Genomic DNA, 22,605 nt, shown 5'->3' with positions numbered 1-22,605 from the left:
ACAACATTAACAATATGAAACAACGTAAATTACAGAATATATTTTGGAAAGCAGGAGCAGTACTTATTGCATTGGTTTTTTCCATTTCAATTCATGCTCAAAACAACCAACAGGCACGAAAAATTCTTGATAAGACAGCTGCTATCATCGGAAACAAGGCGGGTGCGAGTGCCAATTTCACCTATTCGCATCCTAAATTAGGTAAAACCAATGGCTCTATCGCCATTAAAGGCGCTAAGTTTTATGCACGTACGCCACAGGCAACGGTGTGGTTCGACGGCAAAACCCAGTGGAGCTACCTAAAGCAAACCAACGAAGTGAACATCTCCTCTCCTTCACATACGCAACAGGTTTCTATGAATCCTTATACTTTTATCTATATGTATAAATCTGGTTACCAACTGTATAGCAAAACCGTGGGGAACAATTATCAGATACGAATGGTTGCCCAAAACAAGCGCAGCAGTATATCCGAGATGTACATTTTAATCAATAAGGGTAATTACATCCCTGCACAAATCAAAATCAAGCAAGGCAATCAATGGTCTACCATACAAGTTCGTAACTTCCGTACCAAGAACTTACCCAACAACTTGTTTGTTTTCAAATCACGAGATTTCCCTTCTGCTGAAGTGATTGATTTGAGATAAGCCAACCAGCCAACGCATCCTTCTCCATTTAAGTCAAGCTACAACATGATGAACCGAACAAAACTTTGTTTATCTGCCACAGACTTCCAACAGCGAATAGCACTCTTTAAGATGATGTGGCGGCATCGCAAACTTGCAGAAAAGCGTAGCTTGAGCTTTCAACAAAACAAAATTGCCCAAATTGTGATGTGGGTAGGAATCGTCTTTGGGCTGATTTACATGGCTTTTTTGGCTATTCTTTTCTCTCTTCTGGTACAAGACAGCACCTACATGACATCGCTGGAATTTATTTGTTCCACCATTCCTTTCATTCTTGCGGCTGATTTTATGTTTAGTTTAACCACCCAAGAAGCCCCTGCCCAATTAATAAAACCCTACATACTTCTTCCCATTTCCAAATACACCTGCATTGACAACTTCATCGGCATGTCGTTCTTCAAAGCCTCAAACTTTATTTGGTACGCCTTCATCATCCCTTATTTGCTGATGTCTGTGCTGTTTAGCTTTGGAATATGGATAAGTCTTGGAGTTCTTATCTTCTACACGCTCTTGATTTATCTGAACCGACAAGTTTATGATATCGCACGAATTTTGACCACAGACTCTGTGTTTTGGTGGCTGTTACCTATCGGCATTTTTGCCATTTTAGCGTCACCTTGGTATATTGGAGAGAACGCTGGAATAGAGAATTTGCTTTCTGTTTATGCCACGATAGGAACGCTTATAGAAGCGAACAACCCACTCCCCTACCTCGCTTCCATATTACTATTGATTGCGCTCATCGTGCTGAACCGCCACATTCAATATACCCATATCACAAGCGAACTGGAAAATACAGAGAAAACCAATGCGTCTACACTTAAGAAACTCTCTTTGTTTGAAAACTATGGGGATGTAGGAACTTATTTACAACTCGAAATTCAATCGATTCTTCGTAATAAGAACCCTCGCAAAACGTTCATTGGAAGCATGTCAATTGTCATACTTTTTTCCTTATTGTTGGCTTTCACTGATGTTTATGATGGGACTTTTTACACCGACTTCTTTAGTTTTTACAACTTTGTGGTATTTGGTGCGATGTCGCTTTCACGCATTATGGACTACGAGGGCAATTACATCGACTGTCTCATGGTACAAAAAGAGAATATTCTCAGCTTACTCAAAGCCAAATATCTCTTTTATGTGGGAATGCTCATCATGCCGTTGATACTCATGCTCCCCACCGTATTTTCAGGGAAGTTTGATGTTCTTCAAATCATTTCTTATGCGGTTTTCACGGCGGGATTTCAATACTTTTTGCTTTTTCAATTGGCTGTGTACAACAAACAGTGCATTCCACTCAACAAAAAGTTTATCAATAAGAATTACTCTCACAACAACTACCGACAGCCGCTCATCAACATCATCTGCGTAACAGTTCCTCCGGCATTCATGTCGGTGTTGCAAATCTTCCTGAACAATTTTCAGATTTATATCCTGCTCATCGTCATTGGCAGTCTTTTCGTATGCAGTAGTCCTTGGTGGTTGCGCAACATATACAACAGAATGATGCACAAGAAGTACGAATTGTTAGAGGGATTTCAAGCCTCCCGCTAACAAATTTCGGCAGCCAACCCACCCTCACTCGTCTCTTTGTACAAGGAAGGTAAGTCATGACCCGTCTTTTTCATCACCCGAACCACTTTATCAAAGGATACATGGTGCTTGCCATCCGAGAACGTTGCGTATAAGTTTGCATCCAAAGCTCTGGTTGCTGCAAAGGCATTTCGCTCGATACAAGGGATTTGAACCAATCCACAAACAGGGTCGCATGTCATTCCCAAATGGTGTTCGAGTCCCATTTCGGCGGCATATTCTATTTGAGTAATGCTGCCCCCAAATAGTTGACAAGCTGCTGCTGATACCATCGCACAAGCCACACCAACCTCACCTTGACAACCAACATCAGCTCCTGAGATAGAAGCATTGTACTTGACAATGTTCCCAAACAAGCCTGCTGTTGCCATGGCATGCACAATTCGAGTATCACTGAAGCCGTGTCCTTTCGACAAATGGTAAAGCACAGCAGGCATTACTCCACATGATCCACACGTGGGTGCGGTCACAATGGTACCTCCCGAAGCGTTCTCTTCACTCACAGCCAGCGCATAGGCATAGACCAACGCCCGTGATTGAAGTGATTTTTTGTATCCATTGGCTTTCACAAAATAACTGGCAGCCTTACGTCTTAAGTTCAGAGGACCGGGCAAAACACCTTCATGATTGATGCCTCTCTCCACAGCTTCTTTCATCACTTGCCACACTTCGAGCAAGTAGTCCCATATATCATCGTCCTCGCATTCATCGACATACTCCCAATAGCTGCGCCCATTCTCTTCGCACCATGCCATAATTTCTGCCAAGGTAGTCATTTCATAGACACTCTTTGTGTTGAACATGTCGTCTTTGCCCTTGCCTTCGGACAAAGCACCACCGCCCACACTATAAACAGTCCACTCTCCTATCTCTTGTTTGTGCGCATCAAAAGCCTTGAACAGCATACCATTGGGATGAAAAGGGAGGAATATTTGCGGTTTCCAAACGATATCCAAATCTTTGTGCTCGCCCAAAACACCAGCGATAGCCACATCAGTCAAGTGACCTTTTCCTGTGGCTGCCAAACTTCCATAGAGCGTAACTTCATAGCTGTTTGCCTGAGGATACTTACTCAAAAAGATTTTTGAGGCCAATTGTGGTCCCATCGTATGGCTACTCGAAGGGCCTTTTCCTATTTTGTATAGTTCTTTTAGAGATTTCATAACACTGTTATTCCTATAAAAAAAGCTGGAGATTGTTCGATAAAATATGAACAACTCAATATGCTATACAAAGATAATGGATTTTTTCCGATACTCATTTGTATTTTCACTAAAATTTATTTATCTTCGCAAAGATAAAAGTAATTTATGGAATTAACCTTCATTATTCGGATTTTCATTGCAGGCATCTTAGGCGGTCTGATTGGGATAGAACGGGAATATCGTGCCAAAGAAGCAGGTTTTCGCACCCATTTTTTGGTAGCCCTTGGTAGTGCGCTCTTCATGGTTGTTTCACAATATGGCTTTTCTCACATTTTGGAGACCTCACCCAACGTCTCTTTAGACCCTTCACGCATTGCCTCACAGGTGGTTAGCGGTATTGGTTTTATCGGAGCAGGAACGATTATTTTCCAAAAACATGTAGTCAGAGGACTCACCACTGCTGCGGGTTTGTGGGTTACTTCCGCCATCGGCTTGGCTACGGGTGCGGGATTGTTCACCGTTTCTGTTGCCAGCACGGTTTTGGTGCTTATCTGTTTGGAGGTTCTGAACTACACGATACAGCATTTTGGAACACGCCATATCAGTTTTTCCTTTATTTCACCAGACAAAGCACATATTGATGAAATTCTTTTAAGATTAAAAAATGAAAAGGCTGTTTTACATTCATACCGTGTAAAACTTGAAAGTTTTCAAGCCAAAGAGGCTTACCATGTCAGCATGGAAATTGTGATGAAACGAAGTAAGTTTGACAACGGTTTTATTGATTTCATCTCTGAATTTGACGGAGTGACGGTTGAAAATATAGAATAACAAATCCACAGATTCGTTACTCACAATCACCTATAAAATTAAGTCATTGACTTAACGCCACTAACTCATGGAGATAAGGGCATTAACCCATGTAGATAAGGGCGTTAACTCATGGAGATAACAGCACAAACCCATTGAGTTAAAACAGCTAACTCAATGGGTTCGTTTTGAAATATTAAAGATGTGAAAGGGTAAGTCTTTTCAGTAATAAAAATCAATTCTGTGATTTTTCCAGCTCTGCATTAACACATTCGTTGCAAACTCCTTTATAATAGAGTTGCATCTCGTCCACGATGTGACCATCGATGTTACGTTTTTCCGCCAGTTGGGGAGCTACCTCGTTTGGCAAGTCTATAATCTTTCCACATTTATTGCAGAAAAAATGTACATGAGGCTCCATCTTTCCGTCATAGCAAACACGATGATCGTCAATGGTAATCATCTGTGCAGCATGATGTTCTGCAAACAAACGCAATGTGTTATACACCGTTGTTTTACTCAATGTAGGGATTTTTGGACAGAGGTTTTTATATATTTCATCCACCGTTGGGTGCGTGAAATTTGTCAAAAGATACTCCATAATAGCGATACGTTGAGCCGATGGGTGAATTCCCGCATCAATAAGTCTGTTGTAAGCCTGATTATCTAATATCATATTTTATTCTTTTTGTATTGCTTGCAAATGTACAAAATTTATGATAATTTCTCTCATAACCAACAAAGAAACTGATGTTGGATCATAAACTTTTTATTTTTTACCGAAAAATTGTATTATTTTTGCTCTAAAAGGAACGGAATTAAATCATCTTTAGACAATAATTTCTGCTCTCCAGAACGCATATCCTTGAGTGTGATTTTATTTTCTTTCATTTCATTCTCACCAGCTAAAGCCACATAGGGTATTTCATGAGCATTGGCATAACTCATCTGCTTCTTCATTTTCACAGCATCTGGGAAAAGCTCTGTGCACACTCCTTGTCGACGGGCCTCATTCACTAATGGTAGACAGTAAGCCGTTTCTTGGTCACCAAAGTTGATAAACAGCAGCTGAGTGCTACCGATGGTTTCTTTGGGATAAAGGTTGAGCGCATGAAGGACATCATAGATGCGGTCGGCTCCGAAAGAGATACCGACGCCACTCAAGCCGGGCTTGCCGAAGATACCCGTAAGGTTATCGTATCGACCTCCGCCTGTGATGCTGCCAATCTCAACATCCAAGGCTTTTACTTCAAAGATTGCCCCTGTATAGTAGTTGAGCCCGCGAGCCAAAGTTAAATCAAGTTCTATTTCATGATGCAGCCCTACCGACTTCAATACCTTTAAGATATAAGAAACCTCTTCGACACCTTTCAGCCCTATTTCGCTGTCTTTCAGCACCTCGCCGATGGTCTTTAGTTTTTCTTCATTGGTTCCTTGCAATGAAATGATAGGCTGCAACTTCTCAATGGCATCAGCATCAATTCCGGCATTCGCCAATTCTTGGTTCACACCTTCCAGTCCGATTTTATCCAACTTGTCAATTGCAACAGTGATATCTACTATCTTATCTGCAGCACCTATCACTTCTGCAATGCCTGTCAAAATCTTCCGATTGTTGATTTTTAGCAACACGCGTACACCAAATCGTGTAAATACTTCATCGACAATCTGCATCAGCTCCACCTCATTCAATAGAGAATCAGAGCCAACCACATCGGCATCGCATTGATAAAATTCACGATAACGCCCTTTTTGCGGTCGGTCAGCACGCCATACTGGTTGTATTTGGTAACGCTTGAATGGGAATTGTATTTCATCATGATGCATCACCACATAACGAGCAAAAGGTACGGTTAAGTCGTAACGAAGACCTTTTTCGCAAATCTTGGAAGCTAATTTCAAAACATTGCGCTCTTGAAGTTCTTCGTCGCTTACCTTATTTAAGAAATCTCCAGAGTTCAATACTTTGAATAAAAGTTTATCGCCCTCTTCTCCATATTTCCCCATGAGGGTCTGAAGCGTTTCTAACGACGGCGTTTCTATCTGTTGGTAACCGTAAAGAGCATAGACCTCTTTGATAGTGTTAAAGATATAATTTCTTTTAGACATCTCTGCTGGAGAGAAGTCGCGTGTTCCTTTTACAATACTTGGTTTGTTTGCCATTGCTATTTCCTTCACATTATTTTCTAATCACCGTTTGTGCGCGGTCTGGGCCTATAGACACAATCTTTATAGGAGTTTCAAGGAACTCCTCTATGAACTGCAAATATTTCTTGAAAGCAGCAGGGAATTCGTCCTCAGAGGTCATCTTTGTCATATCTGTTTGCCACCCTTCCAACTCTTGGTAAATAGGCTCCACACCCTCCAAGTCAAAAGGAAGCTCTTTCGTAGTGGTGCCATCGGGCAACTTGTAGCCTACACATGCTTTAATTGTCTTCATCTCATCAAGGACATCGCTCTTCATTAAAATGAGATGAGTCACTCCGTTGACCATCACAGAATAACGCAGTTGGATTAAATCCACCCATCCGCAACGACGCTCACGCCCTGTCACAGCACCATACTCATGACCTAAGTCACGAAGTTGCTTGCCTGTTTCGTCAAAGAGTTCTGTGGGGAAAGGACCAGAACCTACACGTGTACAATACGCTTTCATGATGCCATAGACATTTCCTATCATGCGAGGACCCAAACCGAGTCCGATACATGCGCCTGCACATATCGTATTAGAAGAGGTGACGAAAGGATAACTACCAAAATCAACATCAAGCATCGTGCCTTGCGCTCCTTCACACAAGATGGTCTTTTGCTGTCGAAGCAGACGGTTGATTTCATGCTCACTATCCACTAACTTGAATTGTTTGAGGTATTCAACGCCCTCCATCCACTCTTTTTCTGTTTCAGTAATATCAAAATCAGAATAGTTGAGTGCTTTCAGCATCTTGAGATGACGCTCCTTGTGCGCCTGATATTTTTCGTCAAAGCGGTCTAAGATGTCTCCTACACGTAGACCGTTGCGTGAAGTCTTGTCGGTATAAGTGGGACCAATTCCCTTTCCTGTCGTTCCAACCTTTCCCTTTCCTCGTGCTGCCTCGTATGCCTGATCCAAAATTCTATGAGTAGGCATGATTAAATGTGCTTTCTTCGAGATGTGAATACGGCTTTTCAATTCGTGTCCACTCTTTTCAAGTTCTTGGGCTTCTTTCATAAAGAGGTCGGGAGCAAGCACAACCCCATTGCCAATGATGTTCAGCTTTCCACCTTGAAAGATACCTGAGGGGATGCTTCGTAACACATATTTCTGGTTTTCAAATTCGAGGGTATGCCCTGCATTGGGTCCCCCTTGAAATCTTGCGATGACGTCATATTTGGGTGTCAGCACATCAACGACCTTCCCTTTGCCTTCATCTCCCCATTGTAGTCCGAGGAGCACATCTACTTTACCTGTATTCATGATTTTATGGTTTTAATTTCTTTCTGTTGGATTTGCGGCGTGTAATCTTTGCTTGACACGAACTACACACCCCATATATATATAATGTATAAGCGTCTTTTTTGAACCTTTTGAGCTTCATCTCCTCCACGGTGTCTCTCAATTCTGCGCTGTTAATCTCCGTCACCTTACCACAAATGGTGCAAATCTGATGACAATGGTCCTTACTGTCACAACATGACTCGTACTTTGTACCATTAGAAAGACGATGACAGACGACGAATCGTAACTTTTGAAAGAGCCGCAAATTGTTATATAGCGTTGCTCTGCTCACCCTGAAGCTTTTTTCTAAGAGATAATCATTCAGCTCATCCAACGAGAAATGCCCTTTTAAGCTAAGCACAGCGTCAAGAATTGCATATCTCTCAGATGTCTTTCGGAGATTGTTTGTGATAAGATAATCATCCAGATGTTGCCTAACGGCATTTCTGATATCTTTTTTCATATTGAGCTATATAACACCACAAAGTTACAACTTTTCTTTGGAAAAAAGTATCAGCATGCAAGTATAAATCTTAAATCTCCATTTGAAGTGCCTTCGTTGCGATTTGATGATACTCGTCTCCCAATGCACAAAATCGCACGATGCAATTCATAGCGGCATGTCGAACGCCCACATCTTCGTGTTGCAAAGCGACACTACTTTGATCTAAGAACTCGTTAATGCCTCGTTCGTTAGGCACTACTCCCCTCATAAACAAGCGTGACAAGGTCTGATAAGCACAAATTTGCTTTATCTTATCATCTGTCGCCATCCATTGGTAGGCAAGAACGGAAGCATAAGGCAAATATTGAAAGAGATTGAATGATGCTATTTCGGCTAAATCTTGCGTGTGGATGTCCGCTATCCAAATATCAACGATGTCAGCATCTAATTGCTCTGGCGGCATTATCAACGTTGCTAAAATTTTACATTCACGGATGTTTTCTTTCCATAAGGCAATCGCTAAATGGTAGTTTTTGCCATATTGCTTTGCCATGTTGGATAAATCGCCTAACGAACAACCCCAGTTCACGAAATAAGAAGCACCCTTCTCACGCATAGACTGCGAGGCAACACCATTCATTAACAAGCGAAACGAACGCTTGATTTCTTTCACTGTTTCATTTACATCATGATTCATCGGCAGCTGACTCTTTAGAATATCTCATCATTTGATGCGCATACGACTCGGTATAATCAAGCTCAATATCGACAATATTTCCTTGATTATCTAATTTTGGCTTCATCCACGGATTGATAAAACCTTTATACGGGGCGATATCTAATTGGCGGTATCGCTTCAATACCTCTTCGTGTAATACCGAATCAATGTTGACAGCATAGGTTTCAACCATATTTCGAGCCGCTTCAAAATCACCCTCACTCTTGATACGTTGAATTTCAGCCAACAATTCTCCAAAGAGATTTCTCAATTTGGAATAGTCATTGACTTGTACATAGTGCTTTACTTCGTTAGTGCCTGCTACAGAACGCTCCACAATCTCTACGGCATCACCTGCATGTGCCAACACCCAATGGGCGATGAGCGCACGATTTCTCATGTGAGCCTCCTCAATTTTATGTCCCAACTGAATACGCACAAGCTGCGTCATCAGACCGTTCATCAGGTACGTGTAATATTGTGCGTGATAGGCTGTCGTGTCAGGAAGTAGTCCAAGCTCCACCAATTTTTCATCCGCCATATAGTACAAAGCAAACAAATCTGCTCGAGCTTCTTCAATCGTATCACCATAAGCCCTTAGCGCATCGCCACTAATGCCCGGCAATAGTTGTCCACTTCCATGACCAACACATTCATGAAGGTCGGTATGTAGATTGTCACAGAGATTTCCATACAGGTTGATTTGACGCAGAATTTCATCATCCACGACAAATTCTTCATGCAACCCATTGCCTCGTGCCACCTCATTGTAAGCCTCGGTGAGATTGCCTATCGTGACACTTTTCGAACCATATCGTGCGCGTATCCATTCTGCATTTGGCAAGTTGATACCAATTGCCGATGCTGGATATTCATCACCGCCCAACATTGCTGCACAAACAACATGCGCTGTCACACCTCTTACTTCTTGTTTCTTAAATCTTTGGTCTACTGGCGAATGATTTTCAAACCACTGCGCATGCTGACTGATGAGCTTTGTGCGCTGAGTGGCTTCCTCATCTTTATATGAAACGAAGCCTTCCCACGACCCTTTCAAACCTAAAGGGTCACCATATACTTCAATAAAGCCATTGATAAAATCTACCTGCCCATCTTGTTCTTTCAACCATTCTATCGAAAATTTGTCAAATAGCTTTAACTCTCCCGTATGATAGTAAGTAATAAGAAGCTCCAAAACATGCTTTTGCTGGTCGTTTTCTGCATAGGGAATTGCCTTCTCTAACCACATGATAATACGCTGAATGGCTTTCCCATAGAGTCCTCTTGAGGTCCATTTAACTTCTTGTACCCTTCCATTTTCATCTTTAATCACCTTAGAATTTAATCCATAAGAGATAGGTTCTTCGTCATGGGTACACCTCATTCGCTGATAATAGGACTCCACTTCAGCCTGCGTCACGTTGTCATAGAAGTTACAAGCAGATGTGAGCACCAAATCGTCTCCATCAGTTTTGTTGACTCGCTTTGGTAGGTAGTCGGGGTCAAAGAGTACAGGATACAATTCATCATACAGCATTTCAACCGACTGCCCTGCCTTCAATGGCAATTGCGACGGCGGAATAGTCAATAACAACGACTTAAAGAAAGAAGGCGAAAAGCCGGGTTGTAGCTTTTCACAACCGTAATGATGATAGATACCATTAGAAAACCATATCCGTTTGAGATAAACTTCTAAAGCTTGGAACTCAGGGCTATCAATAGCATTGGCGTGCTGCGCATAAATCAGCTCTAAGACTTTTCGTATCTTGAGATTGTATTTACCAAACTGATCGGTGGTAATATCCCGACCAGCTTGTGCAGCTTTAGATAGATAGTAGATATATATTTTTTGTTGAAGGCTAAGCGTCTCAAAGCCTTTTAATCGATAACGAAGCATTTGCAAATCAGCAAATCGCTCGTCCGAGTAATTAAAATGTTGAATCACTATAAATGCAAAATAATAAAATTATTTTTTCTTAGATTTCGGTTTCCGCCCTCTTTTCTTAGGCGCAACAGGCTCTTGGGGCTGTACTCCTAAATGTTCAATCCTGTATTCACGAGGAGTACAGTTATTGAGTTTGTAAAATGCGGAATAAAACGATTGTCTATTCGCAAATCCTACCACATCAGAGATTTCTTCCATGTTCAAATCTTGATAGCGTTTATCTGCGAGTAATGCCATCGCCTCTTCGATACGAAACTTATTCACAAAGGAAGTATAATTCATGTGAAAACGAACATTGACAGCCGCTGAAATGTATCGTGTGTTGGTACCAAGCTCATCGGCTAACTTTTTCGCTGAATAATTCTTGTCTTTATACTTCTTCTGAATAAGGATAATGTCTAAGATTTTTTCCTTCAGTTCGTCCATCAACTGGGGACTAACGAGCGAACGGTAGGCAGCCTCTTTCTCTTTTTTCTCAGTGATGTTATACTTTGCCATACAATTCGTGATTTATTAATATTATTCTCTTTACTTGCAAATATAGGTATGTTTTTTAATTTTCACAAGTTTTATCACAAAAATTCTATAAGTTTTCACTATTTACAATGATTTTTTGCACAATTTGTGAGTTTTGTTATCATATCCGTCAAAACTAATACATCATTAAGTAAATGAAGAACTTAGAGAAATAGTTAAGCATTGGCATTACAAGAACTAAAGAACTACTATCGTTAAAAATAAAACAACAATGAAAGATAGAGAAGAAAAGATTATCAGATAAACGATTGTTTATTTTTCATAAAAGAGAATAACAACTCTTTAAGTTGTACTTAAAAATGTTTGGTGAACGAAAATGTTACATGGTTTGCATTTCTTCATAAATTCGTTGTACAGGGAGTCCCATGACATTATAATAACTGCCTTCAAGTTTTGTCACCCCCACATACCCTATCCATTCTTGTATGCCGTATGCACCAGCCTTGTCAAAAGGTTGATATTTTGAAATATAATAATTTATCTCGTCGTCCGAAAGCTCCTTAAAAGTAACATTTGTGCTGACACTAAACGCCTTCTGTTGGGACGTTGTTGTGAGGCAAACGCCTGTTATCACCTGATGGGTGCGCCCACTCAACAGCCGAAGCATGCGCCTCGCATCCGATTCGTCAACGGGTTTGCCCAACACATTCTGTCCAACAACAACGACAGTATCGGCTGTGAGCAACAATTCTCCATGACAAATGTCATAGGCACTCGCCTTTTCTTTCGCAATGAATTGTGGCACTTGAGCAACCGGCAAATCTTTCGGATAATCTTCAGGGACATAGTTTTTTACCTTCACCGCAAAAGGTAAATCCAATCCTTCTAAGAGTTCCTTTCTACGTGGTGAATTAGAAGCAAGAATAAGATGATAGATCGTCATATCTTTTCGTTTGTTTTTCCTATTTTTCCTTGATGCGCGTGTTACCAACCGAATGCCGTCTGGTCGTTCAACCATAATTTCTTCACTCTTAGCACTTGTTCAATGATGTCTCTACCACAGCCTTCACCGCCCCGATAATGACTCACATAAGTGGACAGTTCTTTAATTTCAGCAACGGCATCAGCAGGACAACAGGGACAACCACATTGCTTCATGACCTCATAATCTGGTATGTCGTCGCCGACAAATATCACTTCTTCATCGGTGAGTCCGTATTTCTGGATAAAATCCTGATAATGCTTAATTTTAACGCTACAGCCCATATAAATATCTTCCAACCCAAGACTCTCATAGCGCAGACGCACAGCTGGCGTATTTCCGCCTGTCAAAATGGCTATCCGCAGACCTCTTTTTTGCGCAAGCTGAATGGCATAACCGTCTTTGATATTGATGGTTCGCAAGGGTTCTCCATCGCTATCCAGCGTGATAGTAGACTTCGACAATACACCGTCTACATCAAATATAATCGCTTTTATTTTGCTTAAATCGTAATTTATCATCGCATTCGTCGTTTTTCTGTGTAAGCTATCATATCTGCAAAGTTAATGATAATTCCATGAATTGTCGGCATTTTTATCAACATTTGATGTCTTGCGCACGGCTCTTTCATGGAAGAATCGTATTTGTACAACGAAAAACACACCCCAAAACGCAATGTTTGCAAAATTAGCGGCACACTTGATTGAATAAAAATAAATGCTGAATTTTCTTTACAAAGTGCCTCTCATAACTCGCGTGAAATCAACCAACGGCAACATGGGTCGCAAATACGCGAATTTTGAGAGACTTTTGTAATTCATTGCTATTGAATACATTACGCACAAATCATTTCTTTTCATTCGATTTTTTATCATTTCTCGGCGACTAAAGCATTGAGATAAGCCTGCTATTTGCATGCTTTAAGGCTCTTAGGTCATGTGAATAACACCGTTAATGTATGTTTCCAAGGGCGTTAAATCAATGTTCTAACGTAAAAAGACGTCTATTTTGTTCTGATCATTGCATTTTTGCAGGTCGTTTGCCTATTGAATTTTTCTATTTTGAAGATTTTAGATGGTCGTTTTTTGGTAAAATAATAGGACAAAAGCATCTAAAGCTCTTACCCAAAATGGCAAGAAAATAAAAAAAATAGCTCCTTCATTGAAGGAGCATTGTTAGTGCAATCAAAGCAACGAGGGAGTTAGTATCGCTATTGAAACTTATTAGAACGAATGAGACAACCCAATCGACAAATACTCTTTATACATGAAATATCCGTTCGTGTCATCGCGCTTGCGACTATCATCAAAGCGTGGATAGACATACAAGTTGGCAGATAAATACTTGGTAAACTGGAAGGTGAATGTATTTTCCCATTCTATTTCAGAGCGCTTATACGAGGTGTAACCGTACAGACGTGAACGCCATCGCACCATTTCTGAGAACTTCCAGTTGAAATCAATGTTCATACTGGAACCGTAATCGTCCACATGGTGCTTGCCTTTTTCAATACCAAAGCGCGTCACCAAATGCTCACGAGCCACATAACGATAATGATAAGCCAAGGGCGAGAGGTTCACACTACCCTTCAAACGTCCCTTCAACCAGTCGAAGTTATATCGCATACCGACCGCAACATCGATATTCAAAGGGGATAGGAAATCAGAATAAACCTTTTCATCGTTGTTGCGATAGCCTCGCATGAACTGCGTGTTGGCTATCATCTGTAAAGAATAATACCAATTTTTAGTCGCCTGCAACCCGAAGTTACTGGTGTATCGAATATCATCGGTATGCGTCTTTAGCGTGTGCAACGTATCACTTTCAGAGGTTTGGAAACCCAATTTCATCTCTAACTTGTTGTCCCACTTTATCTTTTTCTTATTGTTATAGCCAAGATTGAGGGTCACATTGCCGAGCATGGAATAATTGCTCTCCCCTCCCTTATACCAGTTACCCGATACGTAATTTTGCAAAAACTGTAAATATCCATCGCCCGAAAAGCTCCAAAAGTTAGGTTTCTTAATCACCAAATCTACTGGTACATACACTTCCTCCGTAGGTAAAGGAGCCACCTTTTCGACAATAGCGGTTTTATTTTTAAGCGTCGTTTCTTGACTGGTAGACACTTTCCCTTCCGCTTTTAGCTGTGTTTGCGTCTTGGTGACCAAATCCGGCCGCTTCAGGTAGATATGGAGCAACGCATTCTCCAAAGCCTCGTTGAACATAGAAGAGGTCAGTGAGTCTTTTGATAAACTAAACTGATGTTGACTTATCTGATGATAAAAAGTGGTAGGAAGAAACAATCGAGCATATTTACCATTTTCTTGTGCGAGCCGATGATACAAAAGCGCATTGATACGTTGCAGCGAATCGAGCTGCTGTTGATAATGATGCAAAGAATCTGTATAAGCTTTCACAAAGGTGTTGGTGGTGTCTGACGGATGTTTTATCACCTTACGACCAACTGGTTCGTTGGCAGATAAAACCATCGGTATCATGATCATCATGAATGTGCTGATAAGTTTCATTTTCATATTCGTTTTTGATGCATGCAAAGGTAATAATAAAAAATGAAAGTTGCTTGTATGTTTCGCAATTTTATACTAACTTTGCACCTTGTATTTTTATGTCATATCACAAATAAAACAACGTATCGTGGCTGAAACAAAGTATATATTCGTTACAGGTGGTGTGGTCTCATCATTAGGAAAAGGGATTATTTCATCATCTATTGGAAAGCTTTTACAAGCAAGAGGTTACAATATTACCATTCAAAAATTTGATCCTTACATCAATATTGACCCGGGAACATTAAACCCTTACGAGCATGGAGAATGCTATGTAACAACGGATGGTATGGAAACCGACTTAGACTTAGGACACTACGAACGGTTTACAGGGATAAAAACAACAAAAGCAAACTCGCTGACAACGGGCAGAATTTACAAAGCAGTTATTGATAAAGAACGCCGTGGCGACTATTTAGGCAAAACCATCCAAGTAGTTCCTCATATCACCGACGAGATTAAGCGCAACGTAAAACTCATGGGACAGAAGTTCCATTACGATTTTGTCATTACTGAAATCGGTGGTACGGTGGGCGATATCGAGTCTACACCGTTCTTAGAAGCAATTCGCCAATTGAAATGGGAATTGGGTAAAAACGCTTTGAGTGTACACCTTACTTATGTACCTTATTTGAAAGCCGCTGGAGAACTGAAAACCAAGCCAACGCAACATAGTGTCAAGGAACTCCAAAGCATAGGTATTCAACCGGATATTTTAGTACTTCGTACAGAGAAACATCTGAAAGATGATGTCTTACACAAGGTGGCATCTTTCTGTAATGTCGATTTCGATTGCGTCATTCAGAGTGAAGACTTGCCGAGTATCTACGAAGTTCCCGTCAATATGCAAAACCAAAAGTTGGACGTGGCTATCTTGAAAAAGATGGGAATAGCAGTAAAAGAGACGCCAACTTTGGGGCCTTGGAAGAGTTTTTTGGAACGAAGAAACAAGGCAAAGAAAGAGGTTCATATCGGATTGGTAGGCAAGTACGATTTACAAGACGCTTATAAAAGTATACGAGAGAGCCTGTCGCAAGCAGGAACCTATAACGACCACAAGACGATACTGACGTTTATCAACTCGGAAAAGATTAACGAGAACAATGTTGCAGAAATGCTTAAAGGACAAGACGGCATTGTGATATGTCCGGGATTTGGGCAACGCGGTATTGAAGGGAAAATCATTGCGGCTCATTATACGAGGACACACGACATCCCCACCTTTGGTATTTGCTTGGGTATGCAGATGATGGTGATAGAGTTTGCACGCAATGTATTGGGTTATCCCGACGCCAACAGCCGTGAAATGGATGAGAAGACAGAACACAATGTCATCGACATCATGGAAGAGCAGAAGAACATCACCAACATGGGAGGTACCATGCGATTGGGGTCATACGAATGTGTGCTCAAACAAGGCTCGCACGTCTTCAACATTTATAAACAGGAATATATTCAAGAGAGACATCGACACCGTTTTGAATTCAACAACTCTTTCTTAAAAGAATACGAGAAAGCGGGAATGATGTGCGTGGGTAAAAACCCTGAAAGTGATTTAGTTGAGATTGTAGAAATACCGAGTTTGAAGTGGTATATTGGCACACAATTCCACCCAGAGTATCAAAGTACGGTCCTTAACCCACACCCCTTATTTGTTGATTTCATAAAATCAGCAATTGAAAATCAGAAGAAATAATTAGAAATGGATAAAAATACGATGACGGGTCTCGTTCTTATGGGACTCTTGTTAATAGGTTTTAGTTGGTGGTCTCAACCCTCTGCAGAAGAGCAAGCAAAGAAGATGCAGCAAGACTCCATTGCCGCAGTCACTCAACACAAAGCCGAACTCGCTAAACAACAAGCACACGCCAAAGAAATAGCTGACTTAAAAGCCAAACAAAAGGCGGACACCACCGCTTTATTTCATGCTGCCTTGGAAGGTCAAGCACAAGAGGTTGTCTTGAAAAACGAACACCTTGAACTGTCTGTCAACACAAAAGGAGGAACCGTAAGCAAGGCAATCATCAAAAACTTTAAGGATAGAGAGGACAATCCTGACGTTGTTTTGTTCGACGATAAGGTTCAAAAACTAAACTTCATCATGTCGACGAAAGAGGCAAACATTGCAACGCAAGACCTCTATTTCAGTCCTTCTGCACAAACAGACTCTACCCTTACGCTGACAGCAGACGCAGGACAAGGCAAATCTCTCGTGATACAATATCGCTTGGGCGCAGATTATCTTTTACACATGTCCATGAAAGTGAATGGCATGAACGGCTTGTTTGCACCTCAAACAAAATCCATGAATGTTGATTGGACAGACAAATGCCGACAACAAGAAAAAGGATTTACCTTCGAAAATCGCTACGCTACCCTCACTTACCACAAGGTGAAAGGGGGGACTAAGAAGCTGAGTGAGACTTCAGAAGAGATAGACAAAAAGATTGATGACAAGATAGATTGGGTCGCTTTCAAGAACCAATTCTTCTCAGCTGTCATGATTGCCAAGCATGACTTTAGCGAAGAGGCGCTGATGACCAGTGTGCCACAGGAGAAAGGCAGTGGATATCTAAAGGCATATCAGGCAAAAATGCAAACTTTCTTTGACCCAACAGGACAGAAAGCATCTGAGTTTGAATTCTATTTCGGACCTAATGATTTCCGTTTGCTCAATCGCATTGAAAAAGAAAGTACATTCAACAAAGACCTTGAGTTACAGAGATTGGTTTACTTAGGCTGGCCCTTGTTCCGCATTATCAACCGTTGGTTTACCATTTATGTATTTGATTGGCTTTCCAAGTGGTTCCCCATGGGTGTGGTACTCATTCTGATTACGCTTTTGTTAAAGCTCATTACCTACCCAATGGTCAAGAAGAGTTATATGAGTTCTGCCAAGATGCGCGTGTTAAAACCAAAACTCGAGGCTGCAACGGCACAATATAACAAGCCTGAAGACCAGATGCAGAAGCAACAAGCAATGATGGCAGAATATTCTAAATATGGTGTCAGTCCTCTTTCTGGCTGTCTCCCGATGCTCATTCAGATGCCTATTTGGATTGCCATGTTTAACTTTGTGCCAAATGCTATCCAACTTCGAGGCGAAAGTTTCTTGTGGATTAACGACTTAAGCACCTACGACCCAATTATTCAATGGAACAAAAACATTTGGTTGATAGGCGACCATCTCTCACTGACCTGTATCCTCTTCTGTATTGCCAACGTTCTTTACAGTTGGATGACCATGCGCCAACAGCGCGATCAAATGGTAGGTCAGCAGGCTGAGCAGATGAAGATGATGCAATGGATGATGTATCTCATGCCCGTGATGTTCTTCTTTATGTTCAATGACTATTCAGCAGGATTAAACTTCTATTATTTCGTATCGCTCTTCTTTAGTGCTGCCATTATGTGGACCTTGCGTAAAACGACTAACGATGCGAAACTACTTCAAATTTTGGAAGCACGCTACGAGGAGAACAAAGCTAATCCAAAGAAGTTAAGTGGGCTTGCTGCACGTTTGCAAGCAATGCAAGAACAACAGCAAGAAATGCAGCGCAAACGCGAAGAATTGGAAAGAAAGAAACGTAAACTCTAATATAGTATGAACAAAAAAACACTCCTTATGGCAACTGTCGCTTTGATGATAGGCGGCAGTTTTGCTAAAGCACAAAGCACAGTGAAAACAGCGAAAGAACAAAATGCCGCCTTCAAGGCAACCTGTGACCTCATGACACCGGAGGCATTGTGGGCAATGGGACGAATAGGAGGGGCATCCTCCTCGCCCGACGGCAACCAAGTAGTCTATCAAGTGGGCTATTATAGCGTAAAAAACAACAACAGCCAACAGATGCTTTTCGTGACAGATGTCAAGGGAAGCTATAAAACTCAACTCACTACTGGCAGTAAAAGCGAAACCGATGCGGTGTGGATTCAACAAGGCAAAAAGATAGCTTTCCTCACAGGTGGACAGCTATGGACCATGAATCCTGACGGCTCGAATCGGCAAAAGCTAACGAATAGCACTGTTGATATTGAAGGATTTAAGTTCTCACCCGATGAAAAAAAGGTGATTTTGATAAAGTCTCTTCCCTATCACGGAACCATAAAAGCCAATCCTGCCGACCTGCCATTGGCAACGGGTCGCTTGGCTACGGACATGAACTATCGCCACTGGGATCACTATGTGGAAAGCATTGCACACCCATTTGTTGCCAATGTGACCGAAAGTGGGGTTGATGAGGGCAAAGATATCTTACAAGATGAGCCTTTCGAATGTCCTACTGCGCCCTTCGGTGGTGTAGAACAGTTGGCTTGGAGTCCTGACTCAAAACAGATAGCTTATACCTGTCGTAAAAAAGAAGGCGTGCAATATGCCATCTCTACCGACACAGATATTTACCTGTATGACATCACTACGGGCAAGACTCGCAATCTTTGCAAGCCCGAAGGATATCAAGAACCTGCCATTGATGCGACGAAATCAATGAAAAATCAAGCTGTTAATCATCAACAGGGCGATATGAATGTGGGCTACGACACCAATCCTTCTTTTTCTGCCGACGGCAAATACATTGCTTGGCAGAGCATGAAACAAAACGGTTATGAAAGCGATCGCAACCGTTTGTGTATCTACGACTTAAAGAAAGGCGTTAAACAATATGTGACGGAGAGTTTTGACAGCAATGTAGATGCTTATTGCTGGGGAAACGACAACGCAACCCTTTACTTCATTGGTGTATGGCATGGTAAGACACATGTGTACCAAACCAACCTAAAAGGACAGGTAAAACAACTCACCGATGGTCAATACGACTATGGAAGTGTACAAACCTTAGGCAACACCAAACAGTTATTAGTCACTCGACATTCGATGTCTCACCCAGATGATTTATTCATTGTAAGCCCTTCGAAAAAAGAAAAACAAGCGAAGGTGACACAACTGACAGATGAAAACAAGCACATCTTTGATCAGTTGGCAATAGGAAAAGTGGAAGAACGTTGGAGCAAAACCACCGATGGCAAAGACCTCTTGAGCTGGATTGTCTTGCCTCCACACTTCGATGCCAATAAGAAATACCCCACTCTCCTCTTCTGCGAAGGCGGCCCTCAAAGTCCTGTAAGTCAATTCTGGAGTTATCGTTGGAATCTTCAAATCATGGCTGCCAACGGCTATATCATCGTAGCACCCAACCGTAGAGGCTTACCCGGCTTCGGTTCTGATTGGAATGCGGAGATTTCTGGCGATTGGACAGGACAGTGCATGAATGACTATTTATCAGCCATCGACGATGCTGCCAATCATCTTCCCTATGTGGACAAAGACCGATTAGGTGCTGTGGGTGCTTCATTTGGTGGATTCTCGGTTTATTATTTAGCCAGTCATCACAACAAACGCTTCAAGTGTTTCATCTCGCACGATGGTGCTTTCAATCTTGAAAGCATGTACACCGACACCGAAGAGGCTTGGTTCTCTAATTGGGAGTACGATGATGCTTATTGGAATAAAGACCAAACAGCCAATGCCAAACGCACCTACGACAACAGTCCGCATAAGTTTGTAGACCAATGGGATACTCCTATCCTCTGCATCCATGGCGAAAAAGACTATCGCATCAATGCCAATCAGGGTATGGGCGCATTCAATGCGGCTCGTTTACGTGGTATTCCTGCCGAGTTACTCATCTTCCCTGACGAGAATCACTGGGTACTGAAACCGCAAAACGGTATTCTTTGGCAGCGTACTTTCTTCAACTGGTTAGACCGCTGGCTCAAGAAATAGACGTCCTCTCACACGTCTACAAAGCAACAGAAAACTTATCAACTTAAAACTCATAAACTCAAAAAAACACAACAATGGTTGAAACATTTCAAAAGAAACTGAGTGATTCGCCCGCATGGCGCTGGACAGCACTTGTATTGTTGGCATCCGCCATGTTCTTTGCTTACATTTTCGTTGACATCCTGTCTCCTCTTCAGGAGTTCTTGCAGACACAACACGGTTGGGACCCTATCGCATACGGTCGGTTTGCGGGTTCAGAACCCTTCTTGAATGTATTTGTATTTTTCCTCATTTTTGCAGGTATCATCCTCGATAAGATGGGAGTACGCTTTACAGCAATCCTTTCTGGAACAGTGATGGTGGTAGGTGCAAGCATCAATTATTATGCGCTGACAGAAGGATTTGATGCCAGTAGTATCAAAGTTTGGTTTGACAACAACCTCAATCTACCTTTGGCAGCTTGGAACATAACCCCATTTTATGATGGAATGCCAGCCTCCGCAAAACTTTCTGCCATTGGATTTATGATTTTTGGTTGCGGTGCCGAGATGGCAGGTATCACTGTTTCGCGCGGTATCGTCAAATGGTTTAAGGGTAAAGAAATGGCTTTGGCAATGGGTATTGAAATGGCAATTGCTCGTGTAGGAGTTGCCGTTGTGGTTATCGCATCCCCTGCTATCGCCTCTATCAAACCCATTGACGTGTCACGTCCTTTGGCTTACGAACTGCTGTTGCTGATTATCGGTTTGATTTGCTTCATTGTTTATGGATTCATGGATAAGAAGTTAGACGCTCAAGGAGTGGAAGAAGAGAAAGACGACCCATTCAAGGTTTCTGACATTGGTAAGATATTATCGCTCAAAATGTTCTGGATTGTAGCCTTACTCTGCGTATTATACTACTCGGCTATCTTCCCTTTCCAAAAATATGCCATTAACATGCTGCAATGCAACCTTCAGTTTAGTGCAGAACAGGCAGGACTTGTTTTCTTTGTCTTCCCATTGGGAGCGGCAGCAGTGACGCCATTTTTGGGCAACTTCCTTGACCGCAAAGGAAAAGGAGCAACGATGTTGATTATAGGAGCAATGCTCATGATTATCTGTCACCTCATCTTTGCCTTTGTGGTACCAGCCACACAGAGTGTCATCATCACGTATGCAGCCATAATCTTATTGGGTATATCCTTCTCATTGGTGCCTGCTGCCCTATGGCCCTCCGTACCAAAGCTCATCGATGACAAGCTCATAGGCTCTGCCTACGCACTGATCTTCTGGATTCAGAACATCGGCTTGTATGCCTTCCCAATGATTATCGGTTCGGTATTGCGTTCGTCCAACCCTGGTGTCACCGACCCTTTGAAGTATAACTATACGGCTCCTATGTTAGTATTCGTCTCCTTAGGTGTTGTAGCTCTGATACTTGGTTTCTTGCTCAAAGCCTTAGACAAGAAGAAGGGTTATGGACTTGAACAACCAAATATTCAAAAATAAGAATAAAAAAAGAATTGCACCATTCAAATTTTAATGGATGCATCTATCTATAACAAACTACTTTTAATCTTCATAGAAGAGTTCGGCATCATCAAGTTGTCGAACTTTTTTTATGTGTCACGATAAAGGGTAGTTCTATAAATTAGCTTTGACAGATTGTGAGACTATTTTTGAGGTCAATTCGTTTGTGAGTGAAGGAGTATAGCGAGCTATACGACTGAACGAACAAACAAATTGAACCAAAAACAGAGCAAGCCGAATACAATCAAACTTGTTTGAATTGTTGAGGCGCAGCCTGTTTTATATAAAAACGGAGCAAGCCGAACACAATCAAACTTGTTTGAATTGTTGAGGCGCAGCCTGTTTTATATAAAAACGGAGCAAGCCGAATACAATCAAACTTGTTTGAATTGTTGAGGCGCAGCCTGTTTTATATAAAAACGGAGCAAGCCGAATACAATCAAACTTGTTTGAATTGTTG

General features: G+C 41.6%; 18 protein-coding genes. 7 read left to right on the top strand and 11 right to left on the bottom strand.

Going from position 1 to position 22,605, the window contains the following annotated elements; all coding sequences use genetic code 11:
- The first annotated feature begins 14 nt into the window (after positions 1-14).
- Positions 15-650 (top strand): LolA-like putative outer membrane lipoprotein chaperone, encoded by a 636-nt coding sequence (locus tag BN35_RS00755; RefSeq protein ID WP_025072394.1) that lies wholly within the window; start codon positions 15-17, stop codon positions 648-650.
- A 45-nt stretch (positions 651-695) separates the two neighbouring features.
- Positions 696-2,246, top strand: coding sequence for a DUF5687 family protein (locus BN35_RS00750; RefSeq protein WP_234396710.1), 1,551 nt, complete (start codon positions 696-698; stop codon positions 2,244-2,246).
- On the opposite strand, the gene BN35_RS00745 is transcribed toward BN35_RS00750, so the two are convergent.
- A complete protein-coding gene (locus tag BN35_RS00745; protein WP_025072396.1) occupies positions 2,243-3,448 on the bottom strand; it encodes an L-serine ammonia-lyase in 1,206 nt (401 codons plus the stop codon). The two genes, BN35_RS00750 and BN35_RS00745, sit on opposite strands and share 4 nt — an antisense overlap.
- A gap of 147 nt (positions 3,449-3,595) precedes the next feature.
- On the opposite strand from BN35_RS00745, the gene BN35_RS00740 reads away from it, so the two are divergent.
- A complete protein-coding gene (locus BN35_RS00740; RefSeq protein WP_025072397.1) occupies positions 3,596-4,261 on the top strand; it encodes an MgtC/SapB family protein in 666 nt (221 codons plus the stop codon).
- 214 nt (positions 4,262-4,475) lie between these two features.
- Here BN35_RS00740 and BN35_RS00735 read toward each other — a convergent pair whose 3' ends face one another.
- From BN35_RS00735 to BN35_RS00690, 10 genes are all read right to left on the bottom strand, one after another.
- Entirely contained in the window at positions 4,476-4,916 is a 441-nt protein-coding gene (locus BN35_RS00735; protein WP_028901095.1) for a Fur family transcriptional regulator, read from the bottom strand.
- 116 nt (positions 4,917-5,032) lie between these two features.
- Entirely contained in the window at positions 5,033-6,403 is a 1,371-nt protein-coding gene (gene hisS / locus BN35_RS00730) for a histidine--tRNA ligase (RefSeq protein ID WP_025072399.1), read from the bottom strand.
- Positions 6,404-6,419: 16 nt separating this feature from the next.
- Complete coding sequence (locus BN35_RS00725; protein WP_025072400.1) at positions 6,420-7,694, bottom strand: adenylosuccinate synthase; 1,275 nt, start codon at positions 7,692-7,694, stop codon at positions 6,420-6,422.
- Positions 7,695-7,698: 4 nt separating this feature from the next.
- Positions 7,699-8,178 (bottom strand): Fur family transcriptional regulator, encoded by a 480-nt coding sequence (locus BN35_RS00720; protein ID WP_008122339.1) that lies wholly within the window; start codon positions 8,176-8,178, stop codon positions 7,699-7,701.
- Positions 8,179-8,248: 70 nt separating this feature from the next.
- Positions 8,249-8,857, bottom strand: a complete 609-nt coding sequence (locus tag BN35_RS00715; protein WP_028901094.1) for a DNA alkylation repair protein — start codon at positions 8,855-8,857, stop codon at positions 8,249-8,251.
- Positions 8,847-10,775 (bottom strand): dipeptidyl-peptidase 3 family protein, encoded by a 1,929-nt coding sequence (locus BN35_RS00710; protein ID WP_081411450.1) that lies wholly within the window; start codon positions 10,773-10,775, stop codon positions 8,847-8,849. The genes BN35_RS00715 and BN35_RS00710 overlap by 11 nt, the downstream gene beginning before the upstream one ends.
- A gap of 69 nt (positions 10,776-10,844) precedes the next feature.
- Positions 10,845-11,321: a helix-turn-helix domain-containing protein gene (locus BN35_RS00705; RefSeq protein WP_025072401.1), complete on the bottom strand. Its 477-nt coding sequence runs from the start codon at positions 11,319-11,321 to the stop codon at positions 10,845-10,847.
- Positions 11,322-11,679: 358 nt separating this feature from the next.
- Positions 11,680-12,243: a Maf-like protein gene (locus tag BN35_RS00700; RefSeq protein ID WP_025072402.1), complete on the bottom strand. Its 564-nt coding sequence runs from the start codon at positions 12,241-12,243 to the stop codon at positions 11,680-11,682.
- Between the two features lie 41 nt (positions 12,244-12,284).
- Positions 12,285-12,803: a KdsC family phosphatase gene (locus BN35_RS00695; protein WP_025072403.1), complete on the bottom strand. Its 519-nt coding sequence runs from the start codon at positions 12,801-12,803 to the stop codon at positions 12,285-12,287.
- A 702-nt stretch (positions 12,804-13,505) separates the two neighbouring features.
- Positions 13,506-14,813 (bottom strand): DUF3078 domain-containing protein, encoded by a 1,308-nt coding sequence (locus tag BN35_RS00690; protein WP_234396711.1) that lies wholly within the window; start codon positions 14,811-14,813, stop codon positions 13,506-13,508.
- Between the two features lie 127 nt (positions 14,814-14,940).
- On the opposite strand from BN35_RS00690, the gene BN35_RS00685 reads away from it, so the two are divergent.
- From BN35_RS00685 to BN35_RS00670, 4 genes are all read left to right on the top strand, one after another.
- Positions 14,941-16,548: a CTP synthase gene (locus BN35_RS00685; RefSeq protein WP_025072405.1), complete on the top strand. Its 1,608-nt coding sequence runs from the start codon at positions 14,941-14,943 to the stop codon at positions 16,546-16,548.
- 6 nt (positions 16,549-16,554) lie between these two features.
- Positions 16,555-18,450 (top strand): membrane protein insertase YidC, encoded by a 1,896-nt coding sequence (yidC, locus tag BN35_RS00680; RefSeq protein ID WP_025072406.1) that lies wholly within the window; start codon positions 16,555-16,557, stop codon positions 18,448-18,450.
- Positions 18,451-18,456: 6 nt separating this feature from the next.
- Positions 18,457-20,634 (top strand): S9 family peptidase, encoded by a 2,178-nt coding sequence (locus tag BN35_RS00675; RefSeq protein ID WP_028901092.1) that lies wholly within the window; start codon positions 18,457-18,459, stop codon positions 20,632-20,634.
- A gap of 74 nt (positions 20,635-20,708) precedes the next feature.
- Complete coding sequence (locus BN35_RS00670; RefSeq protein ID WP_025072407.1) at positions 20,709-22,124, top strand: MFS transporter; 1,416 nt, start codon at positions 20,709-20,711, stop codon at positions 22,122-22,124.
- Positions 22,125-22,605 lie beyond the last annotated feature (481 nt).

The sequence above is a fragment of the Hoylesella timonensis 4401737 = DSM 22865 = JCM 15640 genome (assembly GCF_000455445.1).
Taxonomy (GTDB): domain Bacteria; phylum Bacteroidota; class Bacteroidia; order Bacteroidales; family Bacteroidaceae; genus Prevotella; species Prevotella timonensis.
This window is presented reverse-complemented; position numbering and strand designations above follow the sequence as displayed.

What these genes read in the sequence shown, in the direction of transcription:
- BN35_RS00755 (WP_025072394.1), top strand. Translation starts at nt 15, where the DNA reads ATGAAACAACGTAAATTACAGAATATATTTTGGAAAGCAGGAGCAGTA.
- BN35_RS00750 (WP_234396710.1), top strand. Translation starts at nt 696, where the DNA reads ATGATGAACCGAACAAAACTTTGTTTATCTGCCACAGACTTCCAACAG.
- BN35_RS00745 (WP_025072396.1), bottom strand. Translation starts at nt 3,448, where the DNA reads ATGAAATCTCTAAAAGAACTATACAAAATAGGAAAAGGCCCTTCGAGT.
- BN35_RS00740 (WP_025072397.1), top strand. Translation starts at nt 3,596, where the DNA reads ATGGAATTAACCTTCATTATTCGGATTTTCATTGCAGGCATCTTAGGC.
- BN35_RS00735 (WP_028901095.1), bottom strand. Translation starts at nt 4,916, where the DNA reads ATGATATTAGATAATCAGGCTTACAACAGACTTATTGATGCGGGAATT.
- hisS (WP_025072399.1), bottom strand. Translation starts at nt 6,403, where the DNA reads ATGGCAAACAAACCAAGTATTGTAAAAGGAACACGCGACTTCTCTCCA.
- BN35_RS00725 (WP_025072400.1), bottom strand. Translation starts at nt 7,694, where the DNA reads ATGAATACAGGTAAAGTAGATGTGCTCCTCGGACTACAATGGGGAGAT.
- BN35_RS00720 (WP_008122339.1), bottom strand. Translation starts at nt 8,178, where the DNA reads ATGAAAAAAGATATCAGAAATGCCGTTAGGCAACATCTGGATGATTAT.
- BN35_RS00715 (WP_028901094.1), bottom strand. Translation starts at nt 8,857, where the DNA reads ATGAATCATGATGTAAATGAAACAGTGAAAGAAATCAAGCGTTCGTTT.
- BN35_RS00710 (WP_081411450.1), bottom strand. Translation starts at nt 10,775, where the DNA reads ATGCTTCGTTATCGATTAAAAGGCTTTGAGACGCTTAGCCTTCAACAA.
- BN35_RS00705 (WP_025072401.1), bottom strand. Translation starts at nt 11,321, where the DNA reads ATGGCAAAGTATAACATCACTGAGAAAAAAGAGAAAGAGGCTGCCTAC.
- BN35_RS00700 (WP_025072402.1), bottom strand. Translation starts at nt 12,243, where the DNA reads ATGACGATCTATCATCTTATTCTTGCTTCTAATTCACCACGTAGAAAG.
- BN35_RS00695 (WP_025072403.1), bottom strand. Translation starts at nt 12,803, where the DNA reads ATGATAAATTACGATTTAAGCAAAATAAAAGCGATTATATTTGATGTA.
- BN35_RS00690 (WP_234396711.1), bottom strand. Translation starts at nt 14,813, where the DNA reads ATGAAACTTATCAGCACATTCATGATGATCATGATACCGATGGTTTTA.
- yidC (WP_025072406.1), top strand. Translation starts at nt 16,555, where the DNA reads ATGGATAAAAATACGATGACGGGTCTCGTTCTTATGGGACTCTTGTTA.
- BN35_RS00675 (WP_028901092.1), top strand. Translation starts at nt 18,457, where the DNA reads ATGAACAAAAAAACACTCCTTATGGCAACTGTCGCTTTGATGATAGGC.
- BN35_RS00670 (WP_025072407.1), top strand. Translation starts at nt 20,709, where the DNA reads ATGGTTGAAACATTTCAAAAGAAACTGAGTGATTCGCCCGCATGGCGC.